The sequence below is a fragment of the Flavobacterium sp. JAS genome (assembly GCF_020991455.1).
Lineage (GTDB): Bacteria > Bacteroidota > Bacteroidia > Flavobacteriales > Flavobacteriaceae > Flavobacterium.
Genome location: NZ_JAJMOX010000006.1, coordinates 223629 through 247914 on the forward strand (window position 1 = coordinate 223629; position 24286 = coordinate 247914).

A 24286-nucleotide genomic window follows, 5' to 3' on the forward strand; every position below is an offset into this window, starting at 1 on the left:
GAATTTGAAAAGGGCTGTTTCGTTAGTTGCCAATCGATAATTTTAAATATGAATAAAATTTTTACTCTGCTTGTTTTAGTTGTTTCGTTAAATATTTGTGCTCAAAATAGTCTTCAGTTTGATAAGAGATTTGTGCAAAGTGAAGATAAGTGGGTAGCGTTTCCTGCAGATAGTACGGGGGCTTATCCTTACGGATTTATATACATAGATGCTCAGGCAGGATTAACGCTTGATTATGAAGGAACATTTAAACTTGATGGAGCGGGGAAATTTATTCCTAAGAAAAGAGAAGTCGTGGGGCAAGTGAAATATCGATTACAACCTAATAATAATGTGATAGCATTTCTTCCTGAATCTAAATTTGCAGAGCTGAATATTGAAAAAATTCCGGATTGGCTTAAAAATTATAAAACAGACGAAGGTTCAGTAGCACGACTTTATCAGTGGGGTTTTATGTATAATGGTTGGGATGAGTGCGAAAAGGCGCTGGAATATCTTGAGAAAGCTCAAAAATTAGACGCTGAATATAAAGGACTTCGAACAGAACTGGCTTTTTCTTATAATTGTTTAAAGGAATATCAAAAAGCCGTTGATATTTTGAAGTTGGCTTTAAAAAAAGATCCGCTTAACGCTTATACAAATAAGGAGTTGATTTATGCAGAAACCAAAAATGGTAATTTAGAAGATGCCGAAAATATTTGCCGTAAAGTGTTTAAGGAAGTCGCAGATAAGACTTATAATGCTGAAAATGCGTATAATGTTTTGCAAGCCTATTACATTAAAAAAGATATTAAAAACTTTAATAGATGGTTCGCAGAAGCTAATTCCTATTTGATGAGTGATCAGAAAATTAAATCTTTGGCAGAACAAATGAAGGCAGAACTAAAATAGTAAAAATTGCAAATTGAATAAACATCTAAAATATCTAATCTCACTCTTTCTGGCTTTTGTCGTGATTGTGAGTGATGGTACTTTAGTTTCTCAATCAAAATCTGCCGATTATTATCAATCTTCTTATGTAATTCTAAAGACAGAATTAGATTTTAAAAAGGCCCGTTTATATACCTTTAAGCGTTTTGTTTCTCAAGCTAAGATCTCATTTTTAGTTCCTGTAAAATTTCTTCAATTTGCAGCGATTTTTACTCTTCAAATTCGAGTTTTTCTGAAAATGCAAATACTTCTTCATCAAAAAATAAATTCATTTTTACAGGAATCAGTTTTTGTAAATGAAATAATCACTTCAAGCAATTATTATAAAAGTTTATACAGTGCTTAGTTTTTTCTAAGCTTTTATGCGCTTCGACGCATACGATGATAAAATAATGTCTAATCATTTATCATTTTCAAAATGTATAAACACAAAAATAAAACACGCTTAGAGTAATCTAAGCGACCACTTCTGTATTGGATAAAAAGAAAATTAATTTTAATAATGACCGCTTTTATGCTCGGAATGTCAAACGGAATGAATGTACATGATCAAGCTCTTAAAGGAAATCAGAATTACACAGAACAGCATAAAAAGGATTGATTTTTTTTTATTTAACCACGCTTTTTGTCATTTCGACGAAGGAGAAATCCTCACAAGTAACTCCGCAACTATAAATCCAATCTTTGTCGAGCTTTTCGCGAGGATTTCTCCTTCGTCGAAATGACAAACTCCGCGCTAATAAACGCAAAAACCGAAGCAAAAAGGCTTCGGTTTTTTTATTGGAATTTAATCCCGAAGTCTCGGGATTAAAAAAATTGAAATTTAATTATTCAATCCATTTATAATATCTCGCTCCAATTAAATTAGGGATTTCTTTCTCGATTCGATCTAAAACCCATTCGTTTTTAGGAGTTCTAATGCTTTGTTTTTGTTCTTTTTTGTGAAGACTTTCATAAGTTTCAAAACCAATTTCGATACTTTCTTCTAAGTTTTCAAAAAGTTTGACTTTGGCTAAAGCCGATTGCCATTCCGGTTGAATAGTTCCTCCAAAAACTTTCGATTTTGATCCGCTTCCGTAAGCCAGGAATCCGAATTTAGTTCCGGCAACTTCATGCTTTGTGTCGTAATAATGCGCCAAAGTAGATAATAATCCCATGAAAATGGAACCTGTATAAAGATTTCCAATTAAAGACGAAGCCAATTCTGCAGGTTGTAATTTCTCAGTTACAAACTTTTTGTATTCATCAGATTTTGCAACTTCCTTAATTTTATTCTGATAGTCTGCAGGTTCGATATTTTCTGAAATGATTTTATCGGCACTATCTAAAGCATAAATTTCAGATAGCATTCTTCTGCCTTGAAAAGAATAGGGAAGGTGCATGATAATACTGTTCCAGGAATTGTATAAAGTTTCAGTCGTGTTTTTTAGTTTCTTGAATGAGAAGTAAGCATTTCGCGTACGATCCATATAACATTGATTCGAATATTGTCCGTCAAAAACTGGTTGGTCTTTGTGAACTTCGATTTCAGCTTCTAAATTGTCAAGCCACGGATCGTTACTTTCGTTTTGGGTAATCGCCTCTTTTGAGATAGTTCTGTAAGGTTTGAAAAAATCAAAAACACCTTTTGTACTTGTTGCCCAATTTTCATCAAAAGCAATAATTTTTGGGTTCGAAGTCACTAGCATTGCAAGTGCTCCGGCGCCTTGTGTATATTCTCCGGTAGAATTTAAATCATATTTAGCAAAATCGGTAGTAACGACAATTGCTTTTTTGGTTGGATTTAGTTTTACAAAATCAATACAGTTTTGCAAAGCGTCAACTCCTCCGATACAGGCAAAAGTAAAATCAACAACATCACATTCGGCAAGAGAATCTTCTCCGAATTTTTGTTCCATTAAACTAATTAAAAAAGAACTTATTGGTTTCGAGCTGTCTATTGCGCTTTCGGTTCCAACGTAAATCCGGCTGATTTCACTTAGGTTTATTTCGTTTTCAAGAATAAGTTTGGTCAAAGCATTGGCTCCAAAAACTACTGCATCCTGATGAACGTCAGGCAAAGTCATTTTAATTAATCCAAGACCTTTCTCTAATTTTTCTGGTTCTATATTTCTGGCAATTGCCAAAGTTTTTATTGGTAAATGTATGTTGGCAACATCAAAAGATATAGCGTCGATTCCTGTTTTCATTCTGATTTTTTTTGAAGCCGATAAAGGTAAAATTATGCTATTAAAATCCACTTGTTTTGGCTCAATAAAATTGATGATGACTTTATTTTTGAGGAAAATAAGTCAAAACGGGGAGAAAAGTAGCAATTTGGTAATTATATAAAAAGCAGGATTTAGTTAAAATGACTTGCAAAAGATTTCTATTTTATTGTTTTTAAATAATTTGCAATAAAATTAACGAAAGCTCTTTAAAATCATTATAAATAACAACGAAATGGTTGTAGTTCATGTCTAATTGCTTTATTTTTGTCTAATTTTTTAAAACAAACTACTTAAACACTTATGGCACAATCTGCACTATTGAATGCTTCCATCTTAAAGAAAGTGGCTATGGCTCTTTCGGGAATATTCTTAATCACGTTTTTAGCGCTGCATGTTTCCTTAAATTTCATTTCTATTATTAGTGAAGATGTTTTTAACGAAGCTTCTCACTTTATGGGATACAATCCGCTGATTCAATATGTAATGCAACCTGTTTTAGCAATCGGAGTAATTTTCCATTTCGTAATGGGATTTGTATTGACTGCTCAAAATAGCGCTGCTAGACCAATTGCTTATGCAAAATACAATGGAGCGGCTAATGCTTCTTGGAGCTCAAGAAATATGATTATTTCTGGGTTGGTTATTTTGGCTTTCTTAGGATTGCATTTCTATGATTTTTGGTTTCCTGAAGTTACCTATAAATATATTGCAGGTACTGCACCAGATGCTACAAGGTATTATGGAGAGTTAGTTCATAAGTTTCACGATCCAATTCGTACAGGATTATATTGTGTGGCTTTTGTGTTATTAGGATTTCACCTTTGGCACGGATTCGGTTCTTCTCTTCAATCAGTAGGGATGAACAATAAATATTCTCGTTTTTTAAATAAAATCGGTTATGGTTTTGCGGTTCTTGTACCTGCACTTTTCATCATAATTGCATTATTTCATCATTTCAATAATTAATATAAATTATAATGGCATTAGATTCAAAAATTCCACACGGCCCAATATCGGACAAATGGACAGATTATAAAGATCATATTAATTTAGTAAACCCTGCAAACAAACGTAATTTAGATATTATCATTGTTGGTACAGGTTTGGCTGGAGGTTCGGCTGCGGCTACTTTGGCTGAGCAGGGATATAACGTAAAAGCATTTTGTTTTCAGGATTCACCTCGTCGTGCGCACTCTATTGCAGCACAAGGAGGTATCAATGCTGCAAAAAATTATAAAGGTGACGGTGACTCCGTTTACAGATTATTCTATGATACTGTAAAAGGTGGTGACTACCGTGCACGTGAGGCAAACGTTCACCGTTTGGCTGAAGTTTCTGCTAATATTATTGACCAATGTGTGGCTCAAGGAGTGCCATTGGCTCGTGAATATGGTGGGTTATTAGATAACCGTTCTTTTGGAGGAACTTTGGTTTCTCGTACTTTTTACGCACAAGGACAAACAGGACAACAATTATTGTTAGGAGCATATTCTGCAATGAACCGTCAGATTGGTCGTGGAAAAGTAAAAATGTACAACCGTCACGAAATGCTTGACATTGTTATCGTGAACGGAAAAGCAAGAGGTATTATCGCTCGTAACTTGGTTACAGGAGAAATAGAAAGACATTCTGCTCACGCAGTAGTAGTTGGTTCTGGAGGATACGGAAACGTATTTTTCCTTTCAACAAATGCTATGGGAAGTAACGCAACAGCAGCTTGGAAAATTCATAAAAAAGGAGCGTTTTTCGCAAATCCTTGTTACACACAAATTCACCCAACATGTATTCCGGTTTCAGGAGATCACCAGTCTAAACTGACTTTGATGTCTGAATCATTACGTAATGACGGTCGTATTTGGGTTCCTGCAAAACAAGAAGATGCAAAAGCAATCCGTGAAGGAAAGAAAAAAGCAACTGATTTATCTGAAGCTGAGAGAGATTATTTCTTAGAAAGAAGATATCCTGCTTTTGGTAACTTAGTACCTCGTGATGTAGCGTCTCGTGCTGCAAAAGAAAGATGTGATGCTGGTTTTGGTGTTAACAAAACTGGAGAAGCTGTTTACTTAGATTTCGCAGCAGCGATCAAACGTTACGGAACTGAAGAAGCTTTTGTAAAAGGTTTGGATGCTAATGATGCTGCTTTGGTAACTAAATTAGGAGCTGAAATCGTGAAAAGTAAATACGGAAACTTGTTCCAAATGTATTACAAAATTGTTGACGAAGATCCTTATACAACACCAATGATGATTTACCCTGCGGTTCACTACACAATGGGTGGAACTTGGGTTGATTATAACTTAATGACTACAATTCCGGGATGTTTCTCAATTGGAGAATCTAACTTCTCTGATCACGGAGCAAACAGACTTGGAGCTTCTGCTTTGATGCAAGGTTTAGCTGATGGATATTTCGTGTTACCTTATACTATTGGAGATTATTTAGCTCCGGATATTAAAATGGGACCAATTTCTACAGATTTACCAGAATTCGTAGCAGCAGAAAAAGAAGTAAAAGATCAAATCGACAGATTTATCAATAATAAAGGAACTCATTCTGTAGATTATTTCCACAAGAAATTAGGAAAAATCATGTGGGATAAAGTTGGTATGGCTCGTAATGCTAAAGGTTTGGCTGAAGCTATCGAAGAAATTGCCGCTTTACGTGAAGAGTTTTATAAAGATGTAAAAGTTCCTGGAAGCGCAAACGAATTTAATCAGGAATTAGAGAAAGCGACTCGTGTTGCCGATTTCTTAGAGTTAGGAGAATTGTTCGCGAAAGATGCATTACACCGTAATGAGTCTTGTGGAGGTCACTTCCGTGAAGAATACCAAACAGAAGAAGGAGAAGCACTTCGTGATGATGAAAACTTTGCATACGTTGCAGCTTGGGAATACAAAGGAAAACCAAGTGATGCTGTATTACACAAAGAACCTCTGGTTTACGAAAACATTAAATTAGTTCAAAGAAGCTACAAATAGTATTTAAGAAAGTTCAGATACTTTTTGATACTTAAAACTTATACAAAATGAAACTTACATTAAAAATATGGCGTCAGAAAAACGCTCAAGATAAAGGGGGAATCGTTGATTATCCAATTGACGGAATCGAACCAGATATGTCTTTCCTTGAAATGCTTGATGTTCTTAACGAACAATTAATCAATAAAGGAGAAGAGCCTGTAGCATTTGACCACGATTGTCGTGAAGGAATTTGCGGAATGTGTTCTTTATTCATCAACGGAGAAGCGCACGGACCAGACAGAGGAGTAACTACTTGTCAGTTACACATGCGTATGTTTAAAGATGGTGATACGATTTTTATCGAGCCATTTAGAGCAAAAGCTTTCCCGGTAATTAAAGATTTAGTGGTTGACAGAAGTTCTTTTGAAAGAATTCAACATGCAGGAGGGTTTATCTCTGTAAATACTTCAGGAAATACAATTGATGCAAATACAATTCCGATAAACAAACATGATGCAGATAAATCATTTGATGCTGCTGCTTGTATTGGTTGTGGAGCTTGTGTTGCAACTTGTAAAAACTCATCTGCAATGTTATTCGTTGCTGCAAAAGTATCTCAATACGCTTTATTGCCGCAAGGACAAGTTGAAGCTGTTGATCGTGTTTTAAACATGGTACACCAAATGGATCACGAAGGTTTTGGTAACTGTACCAATACTGGAGCTTGTGAAGTAGAATGTCCTAAAGGAATTTCTCTTGAAAATATTGCACGTATGAACCGTGAATATTTATCAGCAAGCTTAAAAGGATAATCTAAAAACACTTTTAGTTTTAAATAATAAAAAACGCATCAGCCGCGGCTGATGCGTTTTTTTATGCTCTTATTCGTAATACAATTGTGAAGCACTAATTTCTTGTTTTTCTTTTCCTTCCTGCTGAATAAAACACGTTAAAGTAGTTCCTCCAATTTGGTCAAAATAACTGATGTTGATTTTGTGAAAACCTTTTTCAAGTTTTGTAACTCCGTATGTTTCGTTTAGCCAATGAATACCGTCATTATTAACTACTAATTCATTGTCAATAAAAAGGTTCGATCCGTCGTCTGAAAGCGTCGAAATGGTATAATTTGCTGTTTCTGCAATATAGATGTATCCATAGAATTTTAAGCCAATATAGCGCTCTGTTTTAGTTTTCCATTTTTCACTGCTTATTGCACCTTCAAAAATACCTGAATTAACTGGTTTTGCTAATTCTAAATCTTGGACTTGCTGAAATAATGTTCCGGTGAAATAATCAAACTTCAAACCTTTTTTGGTTGGTTTTATGGCTAATGCCGATTTTAACTCTGGATTTCGAACCAGTATTTTATTGATAGAACTTTTTCTTCCGATTGGACTAATCTGAACTGTTTTTATGATTCTAAATTCTCCTTTTGGGATATTTATAGTTACAGGTTTTTCATAAAGTTCTGCTGTTTCATCCGGATTATAACCGTCAATGGTATAGAAAATCTGTCCGTTTTTGATGGTTGGTTTCAGATCTAAAACATATTTTGATGTAATTAAGGCTGTTTCATTTGCGCCAAAAGGCGTTGGAACTTTATATAATCTTTTTTGCGCTTCCAGTTTTTCTAAATGATGCGGTATTCTGTCTAAAACAAAATTGTTATAGTTTTTGTTTTGAGGTTCTGTCCAAGCAATTTCTGCCAAAGCAAACATTCGAGGATAAAGCTGATAATTTAATTTCGCAGGACTTGTCAAATATTCTGACCAAAGATTCGACTGAACGCCCATAATATATTTTTGTTCATCAACCGTTAAACTATCAACCGGAGTGGGGTTGTAATTGTAGATTTTGTCAACCGTAACTAATCTTCCAACTGTTAAAGGTTCATTTGGCGAATATCCCTGATTGTAATCTAAATACAAAACCTGTTCAGGATTCATGATTACAAAATGTTTCTGTTTGGCAGCGCTAATTCCGCCGGATTCTCCACGCCATGACATTACCGCTGCGTTTGGAGCAAGTCCGCCTTCAAGCATTTCGTCCCAACCAAGAATTTGTCTTCCGTTTGCATTTAGGAATTTCTCAATTCTTGTTGTCAGATAACTTTGTAATTCATGTTCGTTTTTCAATCCTAACTCCTTGATTTTTTTCTGGCAATTCGGACATTCTTTCCATCTTGCTTTTGGACATTCGTCTCCGCCAATATGAATATATTTACTTGGGAACAAATCCATAACTTCTGTCAAAACATCTTCAAGAAAAGTGTAGGTTTCTTCTTTTCCTGCGCAGAAAATATCTTCAAAAACGCCCCATGATTCTATTACTTTATACGGACGATCGGGAAAACAAGATAAATTTGGATAAGCAGTTACAGCCGCAGTTGCATGACCCGGCATTTCGATTTCCGGAATAATGTTTACATAATGTTCTTCGGCAAATTTTACGATGTCTTTGATTTCTTCCTGAGTATAAAATCCGCCGTATGGATTTCCGTCAAAAAAATAAGGGAATCTTTCGAATTTATTCCCCACTAAAGTCTGTGCTCTTTTTGAACCAACTTCGGTTAGTTTTGGATACTTTTTGATCTCAATTCTCCATCCCTGATCGTCTGTTAGATGCCAATGGAAGTTGTTTAGCTTATAACTAGCCATTTGTGCTATAAAATCTTTTATAACATCGACAGAGAAAAAATGACGGCAAACATCCAGGTGAAGCCCACGGTAGCTGTATCTGGGCTCATCTTCGATAGTAACACAAGGCAATTTTATATCCTGATTTTTAAATTTGTTCGGCAAAAGCTGTATCAAACTCTGAACTCCATAAAATAATCCTTCTTCACTTCCGGTAACGGTTATCTTTTTTGCCGTAATATTAATTTTATAGGCTTCTTTTTTTAATGAAGTTGATGGGTTTTTGGTAATAAACAAAACTTCAATATTGCTTTTTTTATTTGAGGTATTTGAGTTTATAGCTGACTCAAAAATGTTGGCAGTTTTTTGTTCTTTGGCGCTGAATTTATTCTTTTCAAAAACAACTTTTATTTGTCCGTCTAAACGAATGCTGTCTCCGGTTGCTTTGTACGAATTTGGTTGTGGAATAATCGAATTATTTGTGATGGAAGTTTGAGCATTTCCAAAAGAATAACAGAATATCAAAAGGAGGATTATACTTTTTTGCATGGTTGCTTTCTTGGTTCGTTAAACAAATTTAGGTTTTGTAATTGAGTTTGCATTTTTTTTGCAAAACTTATTTTGGTATAAAAGTCTTTAAAATAGCCGAGTTAACTTTTTAATTACACTGTGTTATAATTTGTTTCGCAATAATATTGCATTTATTGATTACATTTGTCTTACTAAAAATGAATTTGCATGAATAATGATAATGAAGTGGTTAATTACACCAAGGAAGAACGTAAAAATCTTATTTTAAAAGAGATTAACTTACATACTCGTGTGAGTTTTGAAACGCTTTCGGCTAAATTATTTGTTTCAGAAGATACAGTGAGACGTGATATTAATGAACTTGAATCTGAATCTTTATTGATTAAAGTTAAGGGTGGTGCGATGACAAAAGCCTATCACCATTCATCAACTAATAATCAAACTTATGCAGGCGAATCTAAACAAATTATTGCACAGAAAACTTTAGGTTTACTTCATGATGGTATGGTTTTGTTAATTGGCGGCGGAACTACAATTCGTGAATTTATCCGATTGATTCCTGATGATTTGAATCTGACTATTTTTACGGTTACCGTTTTATCAGCGGTGGAACTTCTGGATAAACCCAATGTTAAAATTATCATGATTGGCGGCAGCATTTCGTCTTACAGCCAAATGTGTGTGAGCGGCGATGTCTATAACCAATTGGCAAATATTAAAGTCGATTTATTAATATTAGGAACCAATGCTCTTGATATCGAAGGTGGTTTCTCAGATTCTGATTGGGAAACTGTTCAGGTTAAAAAAGCAATGATTCAGGCTTCTGAAAAAACAGCAATTTTGACTATTTCTGAAAAACTCGATACGGTTCTGAAAATGAAAATTGCCAACTTATCCGAGGTTGATTATGTTGTGACAGAAGTTGATCCCAGCGACGAAAAATTACAGTCGTATAAGAAGGCAGTTCCCAGTTTAGTTTTTATTTAATCCCAATTTTTTATTAAGAAATTGATCCAGTTCTTGTGAAAGATTTTGTCCAAATCTTCATCAGAATATCCATTGTTTTTAAAGATTAAAACCAATTTTTGCAAATCGGCAATCGTGTCTAAATCATACGGACCTTGTTCTGTGCCAAAAGCACCGTCAAGATCTGAACCTATGCCAATATGATTAGCATTTCCGGCCAATTGGCAAATGTGATCCATGTGTTTGAAAACAGTTTCAAGATTGCAACTTGTGCCTTGCGGAGTCGAAACGCCTCTTTCCCAATTTGGAACTAACATCCACGCGTCTAAAGCGCCACCAATAACTGCTCCTCTTGAAATTAAAGCTTTAATCATTTCGTCGCTATATTGACGATTGTGATCCACCAGACTTCTGCAATTATTATGACTTGCCCAAACTGGTCCGTGATAATGATCTAAAGCTTGCCAGAAAGCATCATCGCACAAATGGGTTGCGTCCAGAATAATATTCAAACGTTCCATTTCTTTTAATAAATCCAGACCGTTTTGATTCATTTTTCCCGTAGCGTCTGTTCCGTTTGCGTAACGTCCGGGACCGTAATGTGCAGGACCAATCGCGCGTAATCCGTAATTGTATGCTTTTTCTAAATATGAAACATCAATAATAGAATCGGCACCTTCAAGACTCAAAATATAACCAATTGGTTTTTTATCGTTTGGCGTTCCGTCATTCCATAAATCAATTTGTTTTAGCAATGATTTTTTATCTGTGATTGCTGTAATTTCACCGGCTTCTTCCATTGCTTTGTACCAAGTCAATTGTCCTTGAGTTTGCGCCCAGGCTTGTTCAGGAGAATTCCAACCCGGAATAATACTGTCCGGTTTTACAAATCTTGCAATTTGAGTGGCAACAACAATTCCGATATTGCCGCGTCGCAAATCAGGAAAAGATACCGTTGCGCGTTCGCGATCTGGTTTGTCTGTCATTCCTTTTTCGAGATGGCGCAAAGTGGGTACATCATTTCTTAAATCTCTGTTCCATTCCATCGCATTCATACTCAGGTCTAAATGGGCGTCTATTATAAACATAGTATTTTTTTTAAGGCACAAAGGTCCAAAGGCTCAGAGGTTATCTAGACAAGTGTTATTATGAGGTCTATTCTCTTTGTTCTTCGCTCTATTTTCTATTTTTTTTCTTTATTCTCCTTTTTCTGCTGCTAGATATTAATTTTTCTGCTGCGGGCAACAACTTGCCATTGATCGCAAATCTGATGTTCATTATTTACAACCTGAACCGAATCGTAAAGTGCACAAGTTGGGCAAACATGATAAGGCTGGGCATAAATCGTGTCGCCAATAGCATACTCGTTTTTTCCTTGGTTTTCTATAATTAAATGTTCTTCTGAATGTGCGATCGGAATTAGATTTTCGTCATTTAAGATCACCAATCTTTTATCAATCGGATTTTCAGAAGCTACGGCTTTATATCCTATATCAATACAAAAAGTAGAAGGCGTTGGTTTTGAAATTATGGTTCCAACAATAACCAAAGCGGGTTCGAAATTTTGTTCCGGTAAATGAATTTGATAATTGGAATCCCAGAAAACAAAAGTTCCCGGGCTGCATTCTACATTTTTTTGAGTCGCATAAAACGGAAATGTATTCGATCCTCCTGCGACAATTTTTAATTCGTAGCCCAGTTTTTTCTGAATGTTTCCAATTTCTTCATTTATGCTAAAAAATAAATTTGATGCAATTGCAGTTCTGTGTTCGACATCGCCTTTTAAATGACCGTCGTAAATATGAATCCCCGCAAAATGAAGGTTTTTTAGCTTAACAATTTCATCAATTAAGGCAATCCAATTTTTGTGAATCGAAATTCCGGTTCTGTTCATTCCCGTATTCAAATCCGGATAAACCGTAAGTTTCAAATTGCTTTTTTTGGCACTTTCATCTAAGGCTTTCGCCGATTTAAGATCGTCAACAATTGTCGAAAAAGCAACATTCGGATATTTCTGAATTAAGGAAATCCATCTTTCTTTTTTTACCCCAACAGGTTGATAGGCGAGAAGTATGTCTGGAATTTCGTGTATGGCAGCAAGTTCAGCTTCGGCAATCGTAGCACATTTTACCTTATTGATGTTGTAGGTTTTAAATAAATCGAGAATCTCACCAATTTTATGCGTCTTTATGTGTGGTCTCAATTTTTGAGTATCACCATTTACAGCTTCAATCAGACGCTCGATGTTCAGCTGAATACGATCTTCGTAAACGGCTAAAAATGGTGTGTCAATGCGGATTTCGGAATTAATTTTCCACCAATTGTTTTGCATAACTTACTTTCTTGTTTTTTCTACCACTTCAATTAAATTTTGAAAAGCTTGCAGAGATTCTTCATAACTTAAATTCAAAAACATTTCTTTCGAAAATAAATTAGAACCAATTCCCACGCAAACAACTCCGGATTTAAACCAGGATTTCAAGTTGTTTTCTTCTAAAGTCACGCCTCCGGTTGGCATAATTTTCAAATTTGGAAACGGGGCTCTAATTGCTTTTACATATCCGGGACCACCAATTTTGTCGGCTGGAAAAAGCTTTACAATTTCGGCACCTAATTTATTGGCTTGAAGAATTTCGTTTAATGTAGCCGCTCCTGGAATCCAGTAAATGTTGTTTTTAAAACAGTAATTTCCAATTTCCAAATCGGTGTGAGGGCAAACAATACAATCTGCACCCAAAAGATGAAACGCTTCCGCATCATCGACACTTAGAATCGATCCAACAGCTATTTTAACATTCAGATTATTCGCTTTTTTGAAGGCAATCATTTGACTAAAAACTTCTTTAGCATCATCTGCACGAGCAGCAAACTCGATAATTTTTATGCCAGCATCAGCCGCTGATTGCAAGACTATTTGGGCTGTTTCAATGTTGATTTGTGTTACTAACGGAAGTACACCTTGCGTTTTTAATATGCTGTACATTTTCTTATTTTATCTATTAATTCTATTACTTGAGCCGTTTTTAATAAAATGACTTATTTCGTCGAGAGTGCTTATCGCAAAATCTCCGTGGATACTTTGTTTGATTACACCACAGGCAGTTGCCCATTCGATACATTCCTGTCCGGATAATTTATTCGATAATCCGTATAATAATCCTGCGTTGAAAGCATCTCCGGAACCAATTTGGTCTGTTACAACGTGTATTTTGTGTTCCTGTGTTTGATAAAAATTACCTTCGTGAAGCAGCAATCCTTTGTATAAATGTGCTGGTCCGTCTGATTTTCTAAAACTCATCGCTAAGGTTTTTAGAAAAGGCATTTTTACTTTTAATAATTCGAATGTTTTCTGAAAACGATTTTCATCAGATTCTTTTAGATCTGTTTTTATTCCGAAATAAATTTCAATGGCATCTAAATCTGCAACTGTGATTGTGCTGTATTGAAGTAAATCGGGCATAATTTCGGAAGGATGTTTTCCGTATTGCCATAATTTTGATCGAAAGTTAAAATCAGAAGAAATCGGTAAACCTTTTTGATGTGCAGTCAGGATTGCTTCTTTGCAAGCCAAACCTGCTTCAAGTGAAACTCCCGGACTTATTCCCGACCAATGAAAATGGGTAACATCGGCGAAAGCCAAATCCCAATTAATCTGATCTTTCTGAATTGTTGCAAACGAAGAATTACTTCGGTCATAAATAACCTGCGATTGTCGGATTTGATTTCCGGCTTCGACAAAATACAATCCTAAACGTTCGCCGCCATAAACACATTTTGAAGTATTGACTTTGTATTTCTGAAGTTCGTTTAGAGCCAATTGCGCCAAATCATTTTTTGGTAATCGGGTAATATAATCGGTTTGAATTCCGAGTTGAGAAAGTAAAACACAAACATTTGCTTCGGCACCGCCAACGTGTATTTTTATTTCATTGGCTTGCGTAAATCGGTTTCCGTCAGCAACATTCATCCGAAGTAATAATTCTCCGAAAGTTGCAATTCTAGTTTGTGGTGTATTTGTATTCATGGTTGTTGTTTTTTTGCCACAGATTACGCGGATTAAAATGATTTATTAACGTTGTGGTTAAATTTTTTCAGCCACGAATTCACGAATTTTTAATTTATTCCCGTAGAGATGAAATTCGTGAATTCGTGGCGAAAAAAAATCCGTTTAATCTGTAAAACCCGTGGGCTAAATTCTTTAATCTAATATAATTCGAAAACAGCTTCAACTTCAACTGGAATATTATCTGGTAAAGATCCCATTCCTACGGCACTTCTTACGCCAATTCCGTTTTCTTGTCCCCAAACTTCTGCGAACAATTCACTGCAGCCGTTTATTACGTACGGATGTCTTAGGAATTCTCCATTGCAATTCACCATTCCAAGTACTTTTATAACACGTTTTACTTTGTTCAGGCTTCCAAAATTGGTTACAATTGTAGAAAGCATTGTTAGTCCGACTTGTCTTGCTGCTAATTTTCCTTCTTCAATATCCATATCATCGCCAATACGTCCAATGATTAAGGATTTGTCGTCTCTAACAGGCCCGTGACCTGAAAGGTATAAATATTTACCATCAACTAAATAGGGTTTGTATATACCAAGCGGCTGTGGTGCCGGCGGTAAGGATAAACCTAATGTTTCAAATTTTTCTTGTGGTAATAAATTCATGATATTAATGTATTATAGAGTTTAAAATAAAAACGAAAATGATTCCTAAAACAGATACTAAAGATTCCATGACGGTCCATGATTTGAAAGTGTCTTTCAGGCTGATATTAAAATATTCTTTGAACATCCAAAAGCTTGGATCGTTTACGTGTGAGCACATTAAACTTCCGGCTCCAACAGATAAAACTAAAAGGTTAGGATCAAGTCCGGTAGTTTGTAACAAAGGTAGTAAAACGCTGGCAGTCATTAATCCTGCCGCTGTTGCTGAACCTACACAAACGCGTATGATTGCCGCCATTGTCCATGCCAATAAATATGGATGAATGTTTGTTTGTGTTAATGAGGCTACAATAGTTTCGTTTACACCGCTTACGATCATAACTTCTTTTAATCCTCCGGCGCCACCAACAATCAGGACAATAAGTGCAACATCTTTTATCGCAGTGGCATAATCGTCCATTACTGATGTGATGCTTCTGTTCATTCTGATTCCTAAAGTGTAGGTGCAAATCAATAAAGAAATTAGCATAATCATGCTTGGTTCTCCAACGGTTTTGCAAATGCTTATTAAAGTTTCATTCTTAGAAATCATTGGTAATATCGAAGTCAGCGTTAATCCGAAAACGGGAAATAAGGCAGAGAATAAACTCAGTGCAAAACTGGGTTGTTTTCCTTCGTTTATAACTTCTTCGACATTTAGAATTTCATGATCTGATTCGGTTTTGATGTTTTTTAATAAATTCGAAAACAATAATCCCGCAATAAAAATAGTCGGAATAGCGATTATAATTCCATAAACTAAAACGAGTCCAATATCAGCTTTTAAAATACTGCTTAAAGCCATTGGAGACGGATGTGGAGGCAAAAAACCGTGTGCTACTGAAAGCGATGCCAGCATTGGAATACCGAGATATACTTTTGAAAGCTTAAATTGATGGGCTACTGAAAAGATTAATGGAACTAACAAAACAAATCCTACGCTATAAAATAGAGGTATCCCAACAATAAATCCGGTAATCATTAAGCCAAGGCGAACGTATTTTTTGCCCGTCCATCCCATAACTGTTTTGGCAATGACATTGGCGGCGCCTGATGAAACGGTAAGTTTACCAATACAGGTTCCGAAAACAATAATCAAAGTGATAGATCCTAACATTTCGCCCAAACCTTTTTGAACAGTTTGTGACAAAGTATCTATTGGCAGGCCTAAAAATAGACCTGCTAATAAAGCTGTTATGATAAAGGCTAAAAACGGATTGATTTTAAACCAAGCTATCTGTAGGATTAAAAACGCAATACATGCCGTAAGAATTAAAATACTCATTTATTCTTTATAATTAAAAATTGAGAATTAAAAATTAAAAATCTTTGAAACTATGTCTCTATGTGTTTAAATTAATTATGCGAACGGTTATTATTTTTATTTATCCCACCAGATTTTTGTTGTGAAAGTGTCTTCGCCCTGGCGTTTAATCGCTTCAGCTAAGTTAGTTGAATTCACTGAATATTCACTGGTTGAGTATTTCAAACGTCTTGGAATTGTGCCGTTTGTAACGTTACCAGGAAAGTTTACAGGTACTAAAGCAGGATATCCTGTTCTTCTCCAGTTGGCATAAATTTCTTGTTCGTCTACAAACAAAGCAACATAAACCTGAGTATGAATTTGGTTCATTTTTGCTTCTGTTGAACCTGCTGCATTGTATGGATTTAGTGTTAAATATGGCGTTGCATCTACAATTGCATACGGAGCACCGTAAATTCCCATGTTTAAGAAAGATGCTTTAACTCCTTTTTCATATAAATCTTTATCGGTTTCGCCCGTATACCATCCTCTTACTGCAGCTTCGGCTAAATATAAATTAGTTTCGGCATTGCTTAAAAGTACCAATGGCGCATCATATTTAAAAATCGTATTTTGGTTAGGTTCCGAATAAGTTGCCTGTTCAACCGGTGTTGGAGCAGTTTTGATTCCGTTAGGGAAACCTTTTTGAGCTGCAAGAGTGGTGTTTTGAACAGTTCCCTGCCAAACTCCTGCGTAAACACTAATTCTTGGATCGGAAGTATTTTTTAATAAATCGATGAATGTTTTGGCTAATTTTCCACCTTCAACATTTTTCTGACCGTAAGAACCTGCTGTAAAATCTTGTCTTCTGGCGTCAAAACCAACCGGGTTTCTATTGAAATCATTTGGTCCATCTGTGTATTTCATGATTGCATTATCAATTCCGTTAAGGATAACTCCGCCCGCAATAGCTTTGGTTACCCATGTTTTTGATAAAGCCGGATCAACTTTACTTAATCTTAATCCTAAGCGGAGCATTAAAGAATAAGAGAATTTTTTCCATTTTACAACATCACCATCGTAGATAAAATCGGCTTTGCCAAAACTTGGTTTAGCTGGATCTAATGCTGTTGCTGCTTCGTCTAATTCTTTTAATAAATCTTTGTATATGAATTCCTGAGTATCATATTTTGGAAGAAATATTTGTGTGCTATTTGCTTTTGCTGCTTCAGAATACGGAATGTCTCCGTATAAATCTGTAATTCTATGATACAAATATGCTTTCCAGATTCTGGCAATATTGAGTTTATTACTATCGTTTGCATTGTCTTTTACGGCATCGATTACAATTTCTGTTTCATTTAATGCAGTTGGATATACTTGATTAAAATAAGCAGAATAATATACTTCGTTGTTTAAATATTTATCTCCTACACCAGATGCTTCTTTGTATGTAGCATAATGTTGCAACATTCCTCCGCATTCCAGAATATTGGTAAAAAAGTAATTATTGTTTAAACCATCTAATTGTGCTCTGCTGAAAAGAAAATTAGGATTTGGTTTTTCAACAACATTAGGGTTTGTATTGATTTCTTCGAAATCTTTTGTACAGGCTGTCATACTTCCTAACAGTATGCCTGATATGTATAATAAGGTTATCTTTTTCATGTCTTTTAATTTAAAAATTAATTAAGTGAGTTTAAAATTTTACATTTAAACTTAAACCGAAACTTCTGGTTTTTGGCACTCCAAATTGTTCTACACCTTGTGCATTTCCTGCACTAAATACAGATTCCGGATCTACGTTTGGTGTTTTCTTATAAAGAATGAATAAGTTTCTTGCAACAAATGAAATAGAAGCTCCCTGAAGTCTGGATAAACCTTTTATTTTTTCAAGTGGTAATTGGTAGCCAAGAATTACTTGTCTTAATTTTATGAAACTTGCATCGTAAACAAAAGTTGATGAAATGTTTCTTAAACCGTCATAATACGTTCTAAGGTTTTCCGGAGCAATAACCATATCAACCGGATTTCCGTTGGTGTCAACACCTTTAATTGGTAAGCCAGATTCACGGCCATCAAGAGTTAATTTTGTTAAACCCATACGAGTTCCGTACAAATCAGTACCAGAGTATAAACTACCTCCAAATTTACCATCGATCAAAAAGCTGAATGAGATATTTTTGTATTTGAATTCATTGCTGATACCCGCAGCCCAAGGATGAACTCCCTGACCTAATTCTTCAAGCGGACCTCTTGCAATAGTTGCTGAACCTCCACTTACGTTGTAAACGGTATTTCCGTTAGCATCTTTAAGCGGTTTGTATCCTTTTATGATACTGTAAGGACGACCAACATCACTAGTAATTGTAACATATCCGTTTACAGAAGTTGCCATAGTAATTGAGCTTAACTGATCTGTAAGTGCTTCAACAGTATTTTTGTTATAAGATCCGTTGAAACTTGCATCCCAAGAGAAATTTTCTGAAGTAATGATTTTTCCGCTAAGTAAAACTTCGACTCCTTCGTTTCTCATTTTACCAAGGTTTAATAAAGCAGTGTTTGCTCCTGAAGCATTTGAAATTGTAGTTTCGACAATATCATTTGTAGTAGCACGATTGTACCATGCAAAATCAAGATTTAAGCGATTGTTGAAAAATCCTAAATCAGTACCAACTTCAAATGTTGTTGAAGTTAGCGGGCTTAAAGTTGAATTAGGAACTCTTGTACCGGTTGGAGTTTGTAATTGTTGACCATTATGCCCGCCCTGAACCATTGAATAGGATTGGTTTAATGCATAAGGATCTGGCGTTGCACCACCAACTTGTGCCCAAGAAGATCTAAGCTTAGCAAATGAAACGAATTCCGGCATTTTTATAATATCCGAAACTATTACACTTGTTCCAACAGACGGATAAAATACAGTATTGTTGTCTTTTGAAAGCGTCGAAAACCAATCCTGACGTCCTGTGAAGTTTAAAAATACGATGTTTTTATAGTCTAAATCTACAGCTCCATAAACTGAATTTGTTTTTGTTTTTCCGTAAGGATAGCTATAAGTTAGCGTAGATAAATTGCTCAAAGCATAAAAATCATCCAATACAAAACCTGAACCTTCTACTCTTGTTTCATCTCTTAAAGTAGTACGAGAGTTTACACCAAGTAAAGCGTTTAAAGAGAAATCTCCGTAGATATTTTTCTTAGTATAATTAAGAATTGCCTCAGAGTTCAGGTTAGATAATTTAACTCTTGAACCTTGCGCATACCCAATCGGGTTGTTTAAAGTTGTTTTTGGGATGTATCCAAAGAAATCATAATCTGTAAAATCTTGTCCAATTCTACCCTGAAGGAATAAATTAGGAGTAAAGTTCAATTTTACGTTCAACATTCCGATAAAACGGTTTTTAGTATCGCTGTTTTTAATTTTATTTACTACAAAATAAGGGTTTGTAGCCACCGCAACCGGGTTCCAAGCTTCCTCAACTCCGTTTGCATCATAACCTGGGGCAAGATTTCTAATGTCAACAGTGTTGGCAATCATGTAAGTTCCCCAGTTTGGGTTTGCCTCAGCATCTGAAACGGTAACTCTATTATTTGATTTTTCTAAATTATATTGTGCGACAACATCAAATTTTAACCAATCAGTTAAGTTTACATTACTGGCAATGTTTACACTTTTACGATTAAAATCATTATTTGGCACAACACCTTGATTGTCTGTATTCGAGAATGAAAGACGTCCTGTGGCTTTTTCAGTTCCGCCAGACAAAGCGATAGAGTTTATAAATGTTGTTCCGGTTTCGTAGAAATTCTTGATATTATTTTTTTGCGCAACATAAGGTCTTGCAACACCGTCAAACTGAATTACATCTGTTCCGTCCATTTTTGCTCCCCAAGACCAGCGTCCATCAGCGACAGCTTCGGCCTGAGTAGTTGGCTTTTTACCGTTTGCTCCAGAACCATATTCATACTGCCAATCTGGTATGATCGATGGCGTTTCAAAAGTAAATGAAGTATTGTATTCAACTCCAATTCCTTTTTGAGCAGTTCCTCTTTTTGTTTGAATTAAAATTACACCATTTGCAGCGTTAGCACCATAAAGCGCGGCAGCAGTTCCTCCTTTTAAAACGGTGATGGTTTTAATATCATCAGGATTTATAACTGATGTTCCGTCACCACGGTCAACGTTGATTCTTGTTGATCCCGGACCGTTTCCAATACCCGGTAGGTTAAGCTGAGTATTGTCAATTGGTAAATCATTTACAACATACATTGGCTGGTTGTTTCCGTTTAGGGAACCATTACCACGAATTACAACTCTGGTAGAACCGTTTGGTCCTGTTGCGGTACTGCTTACATTAACACCGGCAATTTTTCCAACTAATGCATTGGCGATATTGGTTTCTTTCGCCTTTGTAAACTCAGTTCCTTTAAGTTCAGTTACAGCGTATGCAATTGATTTGCTGCTTTTTTTAACTCCAAGTGCCGTTACCACCACCTGATCCAGAACATTTTCTGCCGGTTTTAATCTAATGGTCAAACTTGTGGTTTTAATTAAAGCAAATGATAAGGTTTCGTAACCCATGTATGATACAATAACGTGAACTTCGTTTTCGGGAACATTTAGTTTAAATTTTCCGTTTTCATCAGATATTGTTGCTATTTTATTATCGCTTTCTGCATAAATAGTAGCTCCGGCAATTGGCATTCCGTCATCCTGGCCTAATATCTGGCCTGAAATTTCAACTTGACTGCTTCTTTGTTCAAAAAGGTGCTTTTTAATCGCAACCTCTTTTGCGTTTGCTGAGAGAATCATTCCCCCAATGAACACTAATGAAATAAGCTTTGTTTTCATAATACTTTGGTTTTCATGTTTTTTTTGGTTTTTATTGGCGATCAAATATATATATTTATTTCAAACGTCTGCATATTTTTTGCATAAAATGCATATTTTTTGCAATATTTTTTCCTGAAGCATTTTTATAATCTAAAAGAGATGCCGTTTCTAAGGGTGTTTTGAGAATTTTTTGCAGAATATGCTTTTTAATTGTAAAATAAAATTTGGCTGAAAATTCGTATTTTTGAAAGATGAAAATCGCACTTATTCAATCAGATCTTTATTGGGAAGACGCTTCCAAAAACAAAAAAAGCTTCGAATCGATTATAAATGAAATCGATTCAAGCATAAATTTGATTGTTCTTCCTGAAATGTTTTCAACCGGATTTACCATGAACGCTTCAGAAGTTGCCGAAACCATGGAGGGAGAAACAGTTCGCTGGATGCAGTCATTAGCAAAACAGAAAAACTGTGCCATAACAGGAAGCTTGATCATTACTGAAAACGGAAATTATTACAACCGAATGTTATTTGTTTTTCCGTCAGGTGAAATGCAGCATTATGACAAACGTCATTTGTTTTCACTCGCGGGTGAAGATAAATTTTATACAGGCGGAACTCAAAAAGTAATTGTTGATTATCTGGGTTGGAAGATTTGTCTACAGATTTGTTACGATTTAAGATTTCCGGTTTTTGCCAGAAATGTCGAAAATTACGATCTGCTTTTATATGTTGCCAATTGGCCAAAAGTGCGAACAAATGCCTGGGATTCTTTACTAAAAGCCCGCGCAATCGAAAACTTAAGTTATGTAGTTGGAGTAAATAGAATAGGTTTGGATACCAATAATTACGAACATATTGGACATTCGCAAGTAGTTGATTTTTTAGGAAATTACATTCTTGAGCCACAAGAAACCGAAAATGTTTTTGTGGTTGAATTAGATAAAAATGTAATGTTGGAAACCCGAAAAAAACTTGATTTTTTAAGTGATAAAGATTTGTTTAGAATTGACTTTTAATAACGGTTTGATAGATTTTTTAAAGTTTTTCTGAGATCACAATTTCGTTATTGGGGTTTTTAGTGCGTATGGAAATTTTTTGGTATTCCCATTCAGCTCCTTTTCTTGTGGCGAAAATGTCTAGTTTCCCTTTCTTTTTCGTTCCGTTGATTCTTATGGATGCGTTAACGGTATTATGATTGTTTGAGTAAACAATGTTTCCTTCTAAAATTGCTAATTTATCGATTGGCTCAATTTTTCCGATATCTTCTAGCGTTTTAGAATCTTCATTCGCTTTTTTAATTGCTTCTTCAAAAAGTAAATTATCTGCATAAGCTTGCGTAAAATCGATTATACTCTCTTTAGAAGTTGAGGTAAGTAAAAGTGCAATTAGAAGTATAGAAAATAGAGTAGAAGGTAAAAACCATTTCCAATTTCTTGTAAGCCAGTTTTCTTTTTCAATCAGACTATTTTCCATATTTCTTTGTTATATAAGATTAAGGTTTAGAAAGCTTTTCGCTTTTTCTCTTCCTCTTTTTTCTTTTTAGCATCATGTTTTTTCTCGACTTCAGGGTTGTATTGAATGTTTAAGTCAACGGTTTCTTCACGATCCCAATTTGCACGAACATCAAATTCTGCCTGATAATAGAATACTTCCTCGGCATACACTTTCTTTAAAAAGTTTCCGGCATCGTAAACTTTGTTTTTATTATCGTCATAAACAACACGAACCGTAAACGAATTTGGTTCAACAAGATCAAATGCAAGTCTGGTTTCGCCTTCAGAATATTGACTTGCAAGAACCACGTCGCCTTTTTTGTTTGTTAGCTCAACAATTATAGGGAAGCGTTTTATATTTTTTAAATTCAAAACGATATTTCCGTAATCTTCATGTTCTTTAGTTACTAACTTATACGATAAAGTATCATTTGACTTGTCGTAAAAATCCGTTAAAGCGCCTGGTAAAAACTGAAAATGATATTTCTCCAAAGGTTCTTTCTTGAAATCTACATATAGTTTTTGATCGAACTCATCATATTCTGTAGTAAAATCAACAGCCACAGAATCTTTATTGATCAATTTGATTTTTGATTTGTCAAATTTCACTAACGGAGTAGCGGTCTCTAATGTAAATCGGTCTCTAAAATGAATCGTTCCGTTTTGTAATGCCGTAATATTTAATGTGTCTTTTTTCTGATCCTTAATTTTAAAAGAAAACTTCTTATTATAATTTGGTGCAGTAACTTCCAGATTTAGAGAGTCAACTTTAATAGGTTTATACCAAACCTGCAAAGAGTCTTTTTTTGGAAATTGCGTTACAATAGATTCGAGAACCTCATTGTTGTTTCTTAAAATAATTTTAGGTTTTATTAATTTGAAATTCTGTTTTCCTTCATAAGGAAGATAAAGTCTGTTGCCTGAAGCCTGTATTGGTTTTAGTGTTTTTAACGGAAGTGTTTCCTTGAATAATTCTAATTCAAAAACAGTGTCGTTTGGCACTGTAATAAAGTGTTTAATAAAACCTATTTTGTCATCTTTAGGATTAAATTTATTGTTCCCGCCTTTATCTTTCATGGCAACCAATAGATATTTTCCGGCCTTTAAATTTTCTAATTTAAAAAGGCGTGTACTATCCAAAGTGTTTGTAATGTATCTTGGAAGTTCCTTGTATACTACAGAATCCTTGTATTTGTCATTTGCTTCATAAAGCATTACTGATACAAAATTGTCTACATCTTTATTGTAAGCATCTTTGATTTTTCCGCTAAGCGAAAGAGAATCAATATAAGGACCCGTTGAGAAAACATACTTAAATTGATTTAATGGATTCCCCTCGTTATTGTCCGCAATACTTTGACCAAAGTTAAAACTGTAAGTAGTATTTGGCTGTAAAGTATCTTTGATTTTTACGGTTATAATTTTACTTACAGAGGTTGGCGTAATAAGCGGCTCTTGTTTCATTGGAGGTGAAATGATTAGCTGTTTGTTTACGTTTTTAAGTTTTACAAATTCATCAAATGTCAAAACAAATTGGTCGCCTTTAAAGTCCGTGGTGTAGTTTTTAGGCATGCTGGCTCTTAGAACAGGTGGTAAAGTATCTTTTAATCCACCAGTGATACTGCCTCTTTTGGCGCAGCTTATCATTAAAAATAGCAATAAAAATGGGATATATTTAAAGTTGTTTTTCAACATAATTGTTTTGAATTTGATTGCACAAAATAACGATTATATTTGCTTTAATTGAAACTTTTTATCCATTTATTA

General features: G+C 35.1%; 19 protein-coding genes. 7 read left to right on the top strand and 12 right to left on the bottom strand.

The window, feature by feature from the left end:
• Nucleotides 1–48 precede the first annotated feature (48 nt).
• A complete protein-coding gene (locus tag LPB88_RS10490) occupies nt 49–891 on the top strand; it encodes a lipopolysaccharide assembly protein LapB (RefSeq protein ID WP_230715264.1) in 843 nt (280 codons plus the stop codon).
• Between the two features lie 13 nt (nt 892–904).
• Nucleotides 905–1276, top strand: a complete 372-nt coding sequence (locus tag LPB88_RS10495) for a hypothetical protein (protein WP_230715266.1) — start codon at nt 905–907, stop codon at nt 1274–1276.
• Between the two features lie 481 nt (nt 1277–1757).
• Here the strand turns inward: LPB88_RS10495 and LPB88_RS10505 are convergent, their stop codons facing one another.
• Nucleotides 1758–3119, bottom strand: a complete 1362-nt coding sequence (locus LPB88_RS10505; RefSeq protein WP_230715268.1) for a hydroxymethylglutaryl-CoA synthase family protein — start codon at nt 3117–3119, stop codon at nt 1758–1760.
• Nucleotides 3120–3440: 321 nt separating this feature from the next.
• Between LPB88_RS10505 and LPB88_RS10510 the strand changes: the two genes are divergently transcribed.
• From LPB88_RS10510 to LPB88_RS10520, 3 genes are read left to right on the top strand one after another with little or no spacing between them, the layout of a single operon-like run.
• Entirely contained in the window at nt 3441–4106 is a 666-nt protein-coding gene (locus tag LPB88_RS10510; RefSeq protein WP_230715270.1) for a succinate dehydrogenase cytochrome b subunit, read from the top strand.
• An 11-nt stretch (nt 4107–4117) separates the two neighbouring features.
• Complete coding sequence (locus LPB88_RS10515) at nt 4118–6118, top strand: fumarate reductase/succinate dehydrogenase flavoprotein subunit (protein WP_230715272.1); 2001 nt, start codon at nt 4118–4120, stop codon at nt 6116–6118.
• Between the two features lie 47 nt (nt 6119–6165).
• Entirely contained in the window at nt 6166–6912 is a 747-nt protein-coding gene (locus LPB88_RS10520) for a succinate dehydrogenase/fumarate reductase iron-sulfur subunit (RefSeq protein WP_230715274.1), read from the top strand.
• 69 nt (nt 6913–6981) lie between these two features.
• On the opposite strand, the gene LPB88_RS10525 is transcribed toward LPB88_RS10520, so the two are convergent.
• Nucleotides 6982–9285 carry a family 20 glycosylhydrolase gene (locus LPB88_RS10525; RefSeq protein ID WP_230715276.1) on the bottom strand — a complete coding sequence of 768 codons (2304 nt, stop codon included), beginning with the start codon at nt 9283–9285 and terminating at the stop codon, nt 6982–6984.
• Nucleotides 9286–9474: 189 nt separating this feature from the next.
• On the opposite strand from LPB88_RS10525, the gene LPB88_RS10530 reads away from it, so the two are divergent.
• Nucleotides 9475–10254 (top strand): DeoR/GlpR family DNA-binding transcription regulator, encoded by a 780-nt coding sequence (locus LPB88_RS10530; RefSeq protein WP_230715278.1) that lies wholly within the window; start codon nt 9475–9477, stop codon nt 10252–10254.
• Here the strand turns inward: LPB88_RS10530 and LPB88_RS10535 are convergent.
• The 8 genes from LPB88_RS10535 to LPB88_RS10570 all read right to left on the bottom strand — a co-directional run bounded on the left by LPB88_RS10535 (nt 10251) and on the right by LPB88_RS10570 (nt 21041).
• Nucleotides 10251–11321, bottom strand: a complete 1071-nt coding sequence (locus tag LPB88_RS10535; RefSeq protein ID WP_230715280.1) for a dipeptidase — start codon at nt 11319–11321, stop codon at nt 10251–10253. The two genes, LPB88_RS10530 and LPB88_RS10535, sit on opposite strands and share 4 nt — an antisense overlap.
• Nucleotides 11322–11449: 128 nt before the next feature.
• Nucleotides 11450–12565, bottom strand: a complete 1116-nt coding sequence (locus tag LPB88_RS10540) for a D-TA family PLP-dependent enzyme (protein ID WP_230715282.1) — start codon at nt 12563–12565, stop codon at nt 11450–11452.
• Nucleotides 12566–12568: 3 nt separating this feature from the next.
• Complete coding sequence (locus tag LPB88_RS10545; protein WP_230715284.1) at nt 12569–13216, bottom strand: bifunctional 4-hydroxy-2-oxoglutarate aldolase/2-dehydro-3-deoxy-phosphogluconate aldolase; 648 nt, start codon at nt 13214–13216, stop codon at nt 12569–12571.
• Between the two features lie 9 nt (nt 13217–13225).
• Entirely contained in the window at nt 13226–14257 is a 1032-nt protein-coding gene (locus tag LPB88_RS10550) for a sugar kinase (RefSeq protein WP_230715286.1), read from the bottom strand.
• Between the two features lie 179 nt (nt 14258–14436).
• Nucleotides 14437–14904: a RidA family protein gene (locus LPB88_RS10555; RefSeq protein WP_035653162.1), complete on the bottom strand. Its 468-nt coding sequence runs from the start codon at nt 14902–14904 to the stop codon at nt 14437–14439.
• Between the two features lie 4 nt (nt 14905–14908).
• Nucleotides 14909–16228, bottom strand: coding sequence for a GntP family permease (locus LPB88_RS10560; RefSeq protein WP_230715288.1), 1320 nt, complete (start codon nt 16226–16228; stop codon nt 14909–14911).
• A gap of 96 nt (nt 16229–16324) precedes the next feature.
• A complete protein-coding gene (locus LPB88_RS10565) occupies nt 16325–17854 on the bottom strand; it encodes a SusD/RagB family nutrient-binding outer membrane lipoprotein (protein ID WP_230715290.1) in 1530 nt (509 codons plus the stop codon).
• A gap of 31 nt (nt 17855–17885) precedes the next feature.
• Nucleotides 17886–21041, bottom strand: a complete 3156-nt coding sequence (locus LPB88_RS10570; protein WP_230715292.1) for a SusC/RagA family TonB-linked outer membrane protein — start codon at nt 21039–21041, stop codon at nt 17886–17888.
• Nucleotides 21042–21274: 233 nt separating this feature from the next.
• Here LPB88_RS10570 and LPB88_RS10575 point away from each other — a divergent pair, with 233 nt between their 5' ends.
• Complete coding sequence (locus LPB88_RS10575; protein WP_230715294.1) at nt 21275–22042, top strand: amidohydrolase; 768 nt, start codon at nt 21275–21277, stop codon at nt 22040–22042.
• A gap of 19 nt (nt 22043–22061) precedes the next feature.
• Here the strand turns inward: LPB88_RS10575 and LPB88_RS10580 are convergent, their stop codons facing one another.
• Complete coding sequence (locus tag LPB88_RS10580) at nt 22062–22499, bottom strand: cytochrome c oxidase assembly factor Coa1 family protein (RefSeq protein ID WP_230715296.1); 438 nt, start codon at nt 22497–22499, stop codon at nt 22062–22064.
• A gap of 26 nt (nt 22500–22525) precedes the next feature.
• Nucleotides 22526–24214, bottom strand: a complete 1689-nt coding sequence (locus tag LPB88_RS10585; RefSeq protein ID WP_230715298.1) for an Ig-like domain-containing protein — start codon at nt 24212–24214, stop codon at nt 22526–22528.
• Nucleotides 24215–24286 lie beyond the last annotated feature (72 nt).

Coding starts and splice junctions, on each gene's coding strand:
- LPB88_RS10560 (WP_230715288.1), bottom strand. CDS start 16,228: ATGAGTATTTTAATTCTTACGGCATGTATTGCGTTTTTAATCCTACAG.
- LPB88_RS10550 (WP_230715286.1), bottom strand. CDS start 14,257: ATGAATACAAATACACCACAAACTAGAATTGCAACTTTCGGAGAATTA.
- LPB88_RS10505 (WP_230715268.1), bottom strand. CDS start 3,119: ATGAAAACAGGAATCGACGCTATATCTTTTGATGTTGCCAACATACAT.
- LPB88_RS10520 (WP_230715274.1), top strand. CDS start 6,166: ATGAAACTTACATTAAAAATATGGCGTCAGAAAAACGCTCAAGATAAA.
- LPB88_RS10535 (WP_230715280.1), bottom strand. CDS start 11,321: ATGTTTATAATAGACGCCCATTTAGACCTGAGTATGAATGCGATGGAA.
- LPB88_RS10555 (WP_035653162.1), bottom strand. CDS start 14,904: ATGAATTTATTACCACAAGAAAAATTTGAAACATTAGGTTTATCCTTA.
- LPB88_RS10525 (WP_230715276.1), bottom strand. CDS start 9,285: ATGCAAAAAAGTATAATCCTCCTTTTGATATTCTGTTATTCTTTTGGA.
- LPB88_RS10585 (WP_230715298.1), bottom strand. CDS start 24,214: ATGTTGAAAAACAACTTTAAATATATCCCATTTTTATTGCTATTTTTA.
- LPB88_RS10570 (WP_230715292.1), bottom strand. CDS start 21,041: ATGAAAACAAAGCTTATTTCATTAGTGTTCATTGGGGGAATGATTCTC.
- LPB88_RS10575 (WP_230715294.1), top strand. CDS start 21,275: ATGAAAATCGCACTTATTCAATCAGATCTTTATTGGGAAGACGCTTCC.
- LPB88_RS10530 (WP_230715278.1), top strand. CDS start 9,475: ATGAATAATGATAATGAAGTGGTTAATTACACCAAGGAAGAACGTAAA.
- LPB88_RS10580 (WP_230715296.1), bottom strand. CDS start 22,499: ATGGAAAATAGTCTGATTGAAAAAGAAAACTGGCTTACAAGAAATTGG.
- LPB88_RS10490 (WP_230715264.1), top strand. CDS start 49: ATGAATAAAATTTTTACTCTGCTTGTTTTAGTTGTTTCGTTAAATATT.
- LPB88_RS10545 (WP_230715284.1), bottom strand. CDS start 13,216: ATGTACAGCATATTAAAAACGCAAGGTGTACTTCCGTTAGTAACACAA.
- LPB88_RS10510 (WP_230715270.1), top strand. CDS start 3,441: ATGGCACAATCTGCACTATTGAATGCTTCCATCTTAAAGAAAGTGGCT.
- LPB88_RS10565 (WP_230715290.1), bottom strand. CDS start 17,854: ATGAAAAAGATAACCTTATTATACATATCAGGCATACTGTTAGGAAGT.
- LPB88_RS10515 (WP_230715272.1), top strand. CDS start 4,118: ATGGCATTAGATTCAAAAATTCCACACGGCCCAATATCGGACAAATGG.
- LPB88_RS10540 (WP_230715282.1), bottom strand. CDS start 12,565: ATGCAAAACAATTGGTGGAAAATTAATTCCGAAATCCGCATTGACACA.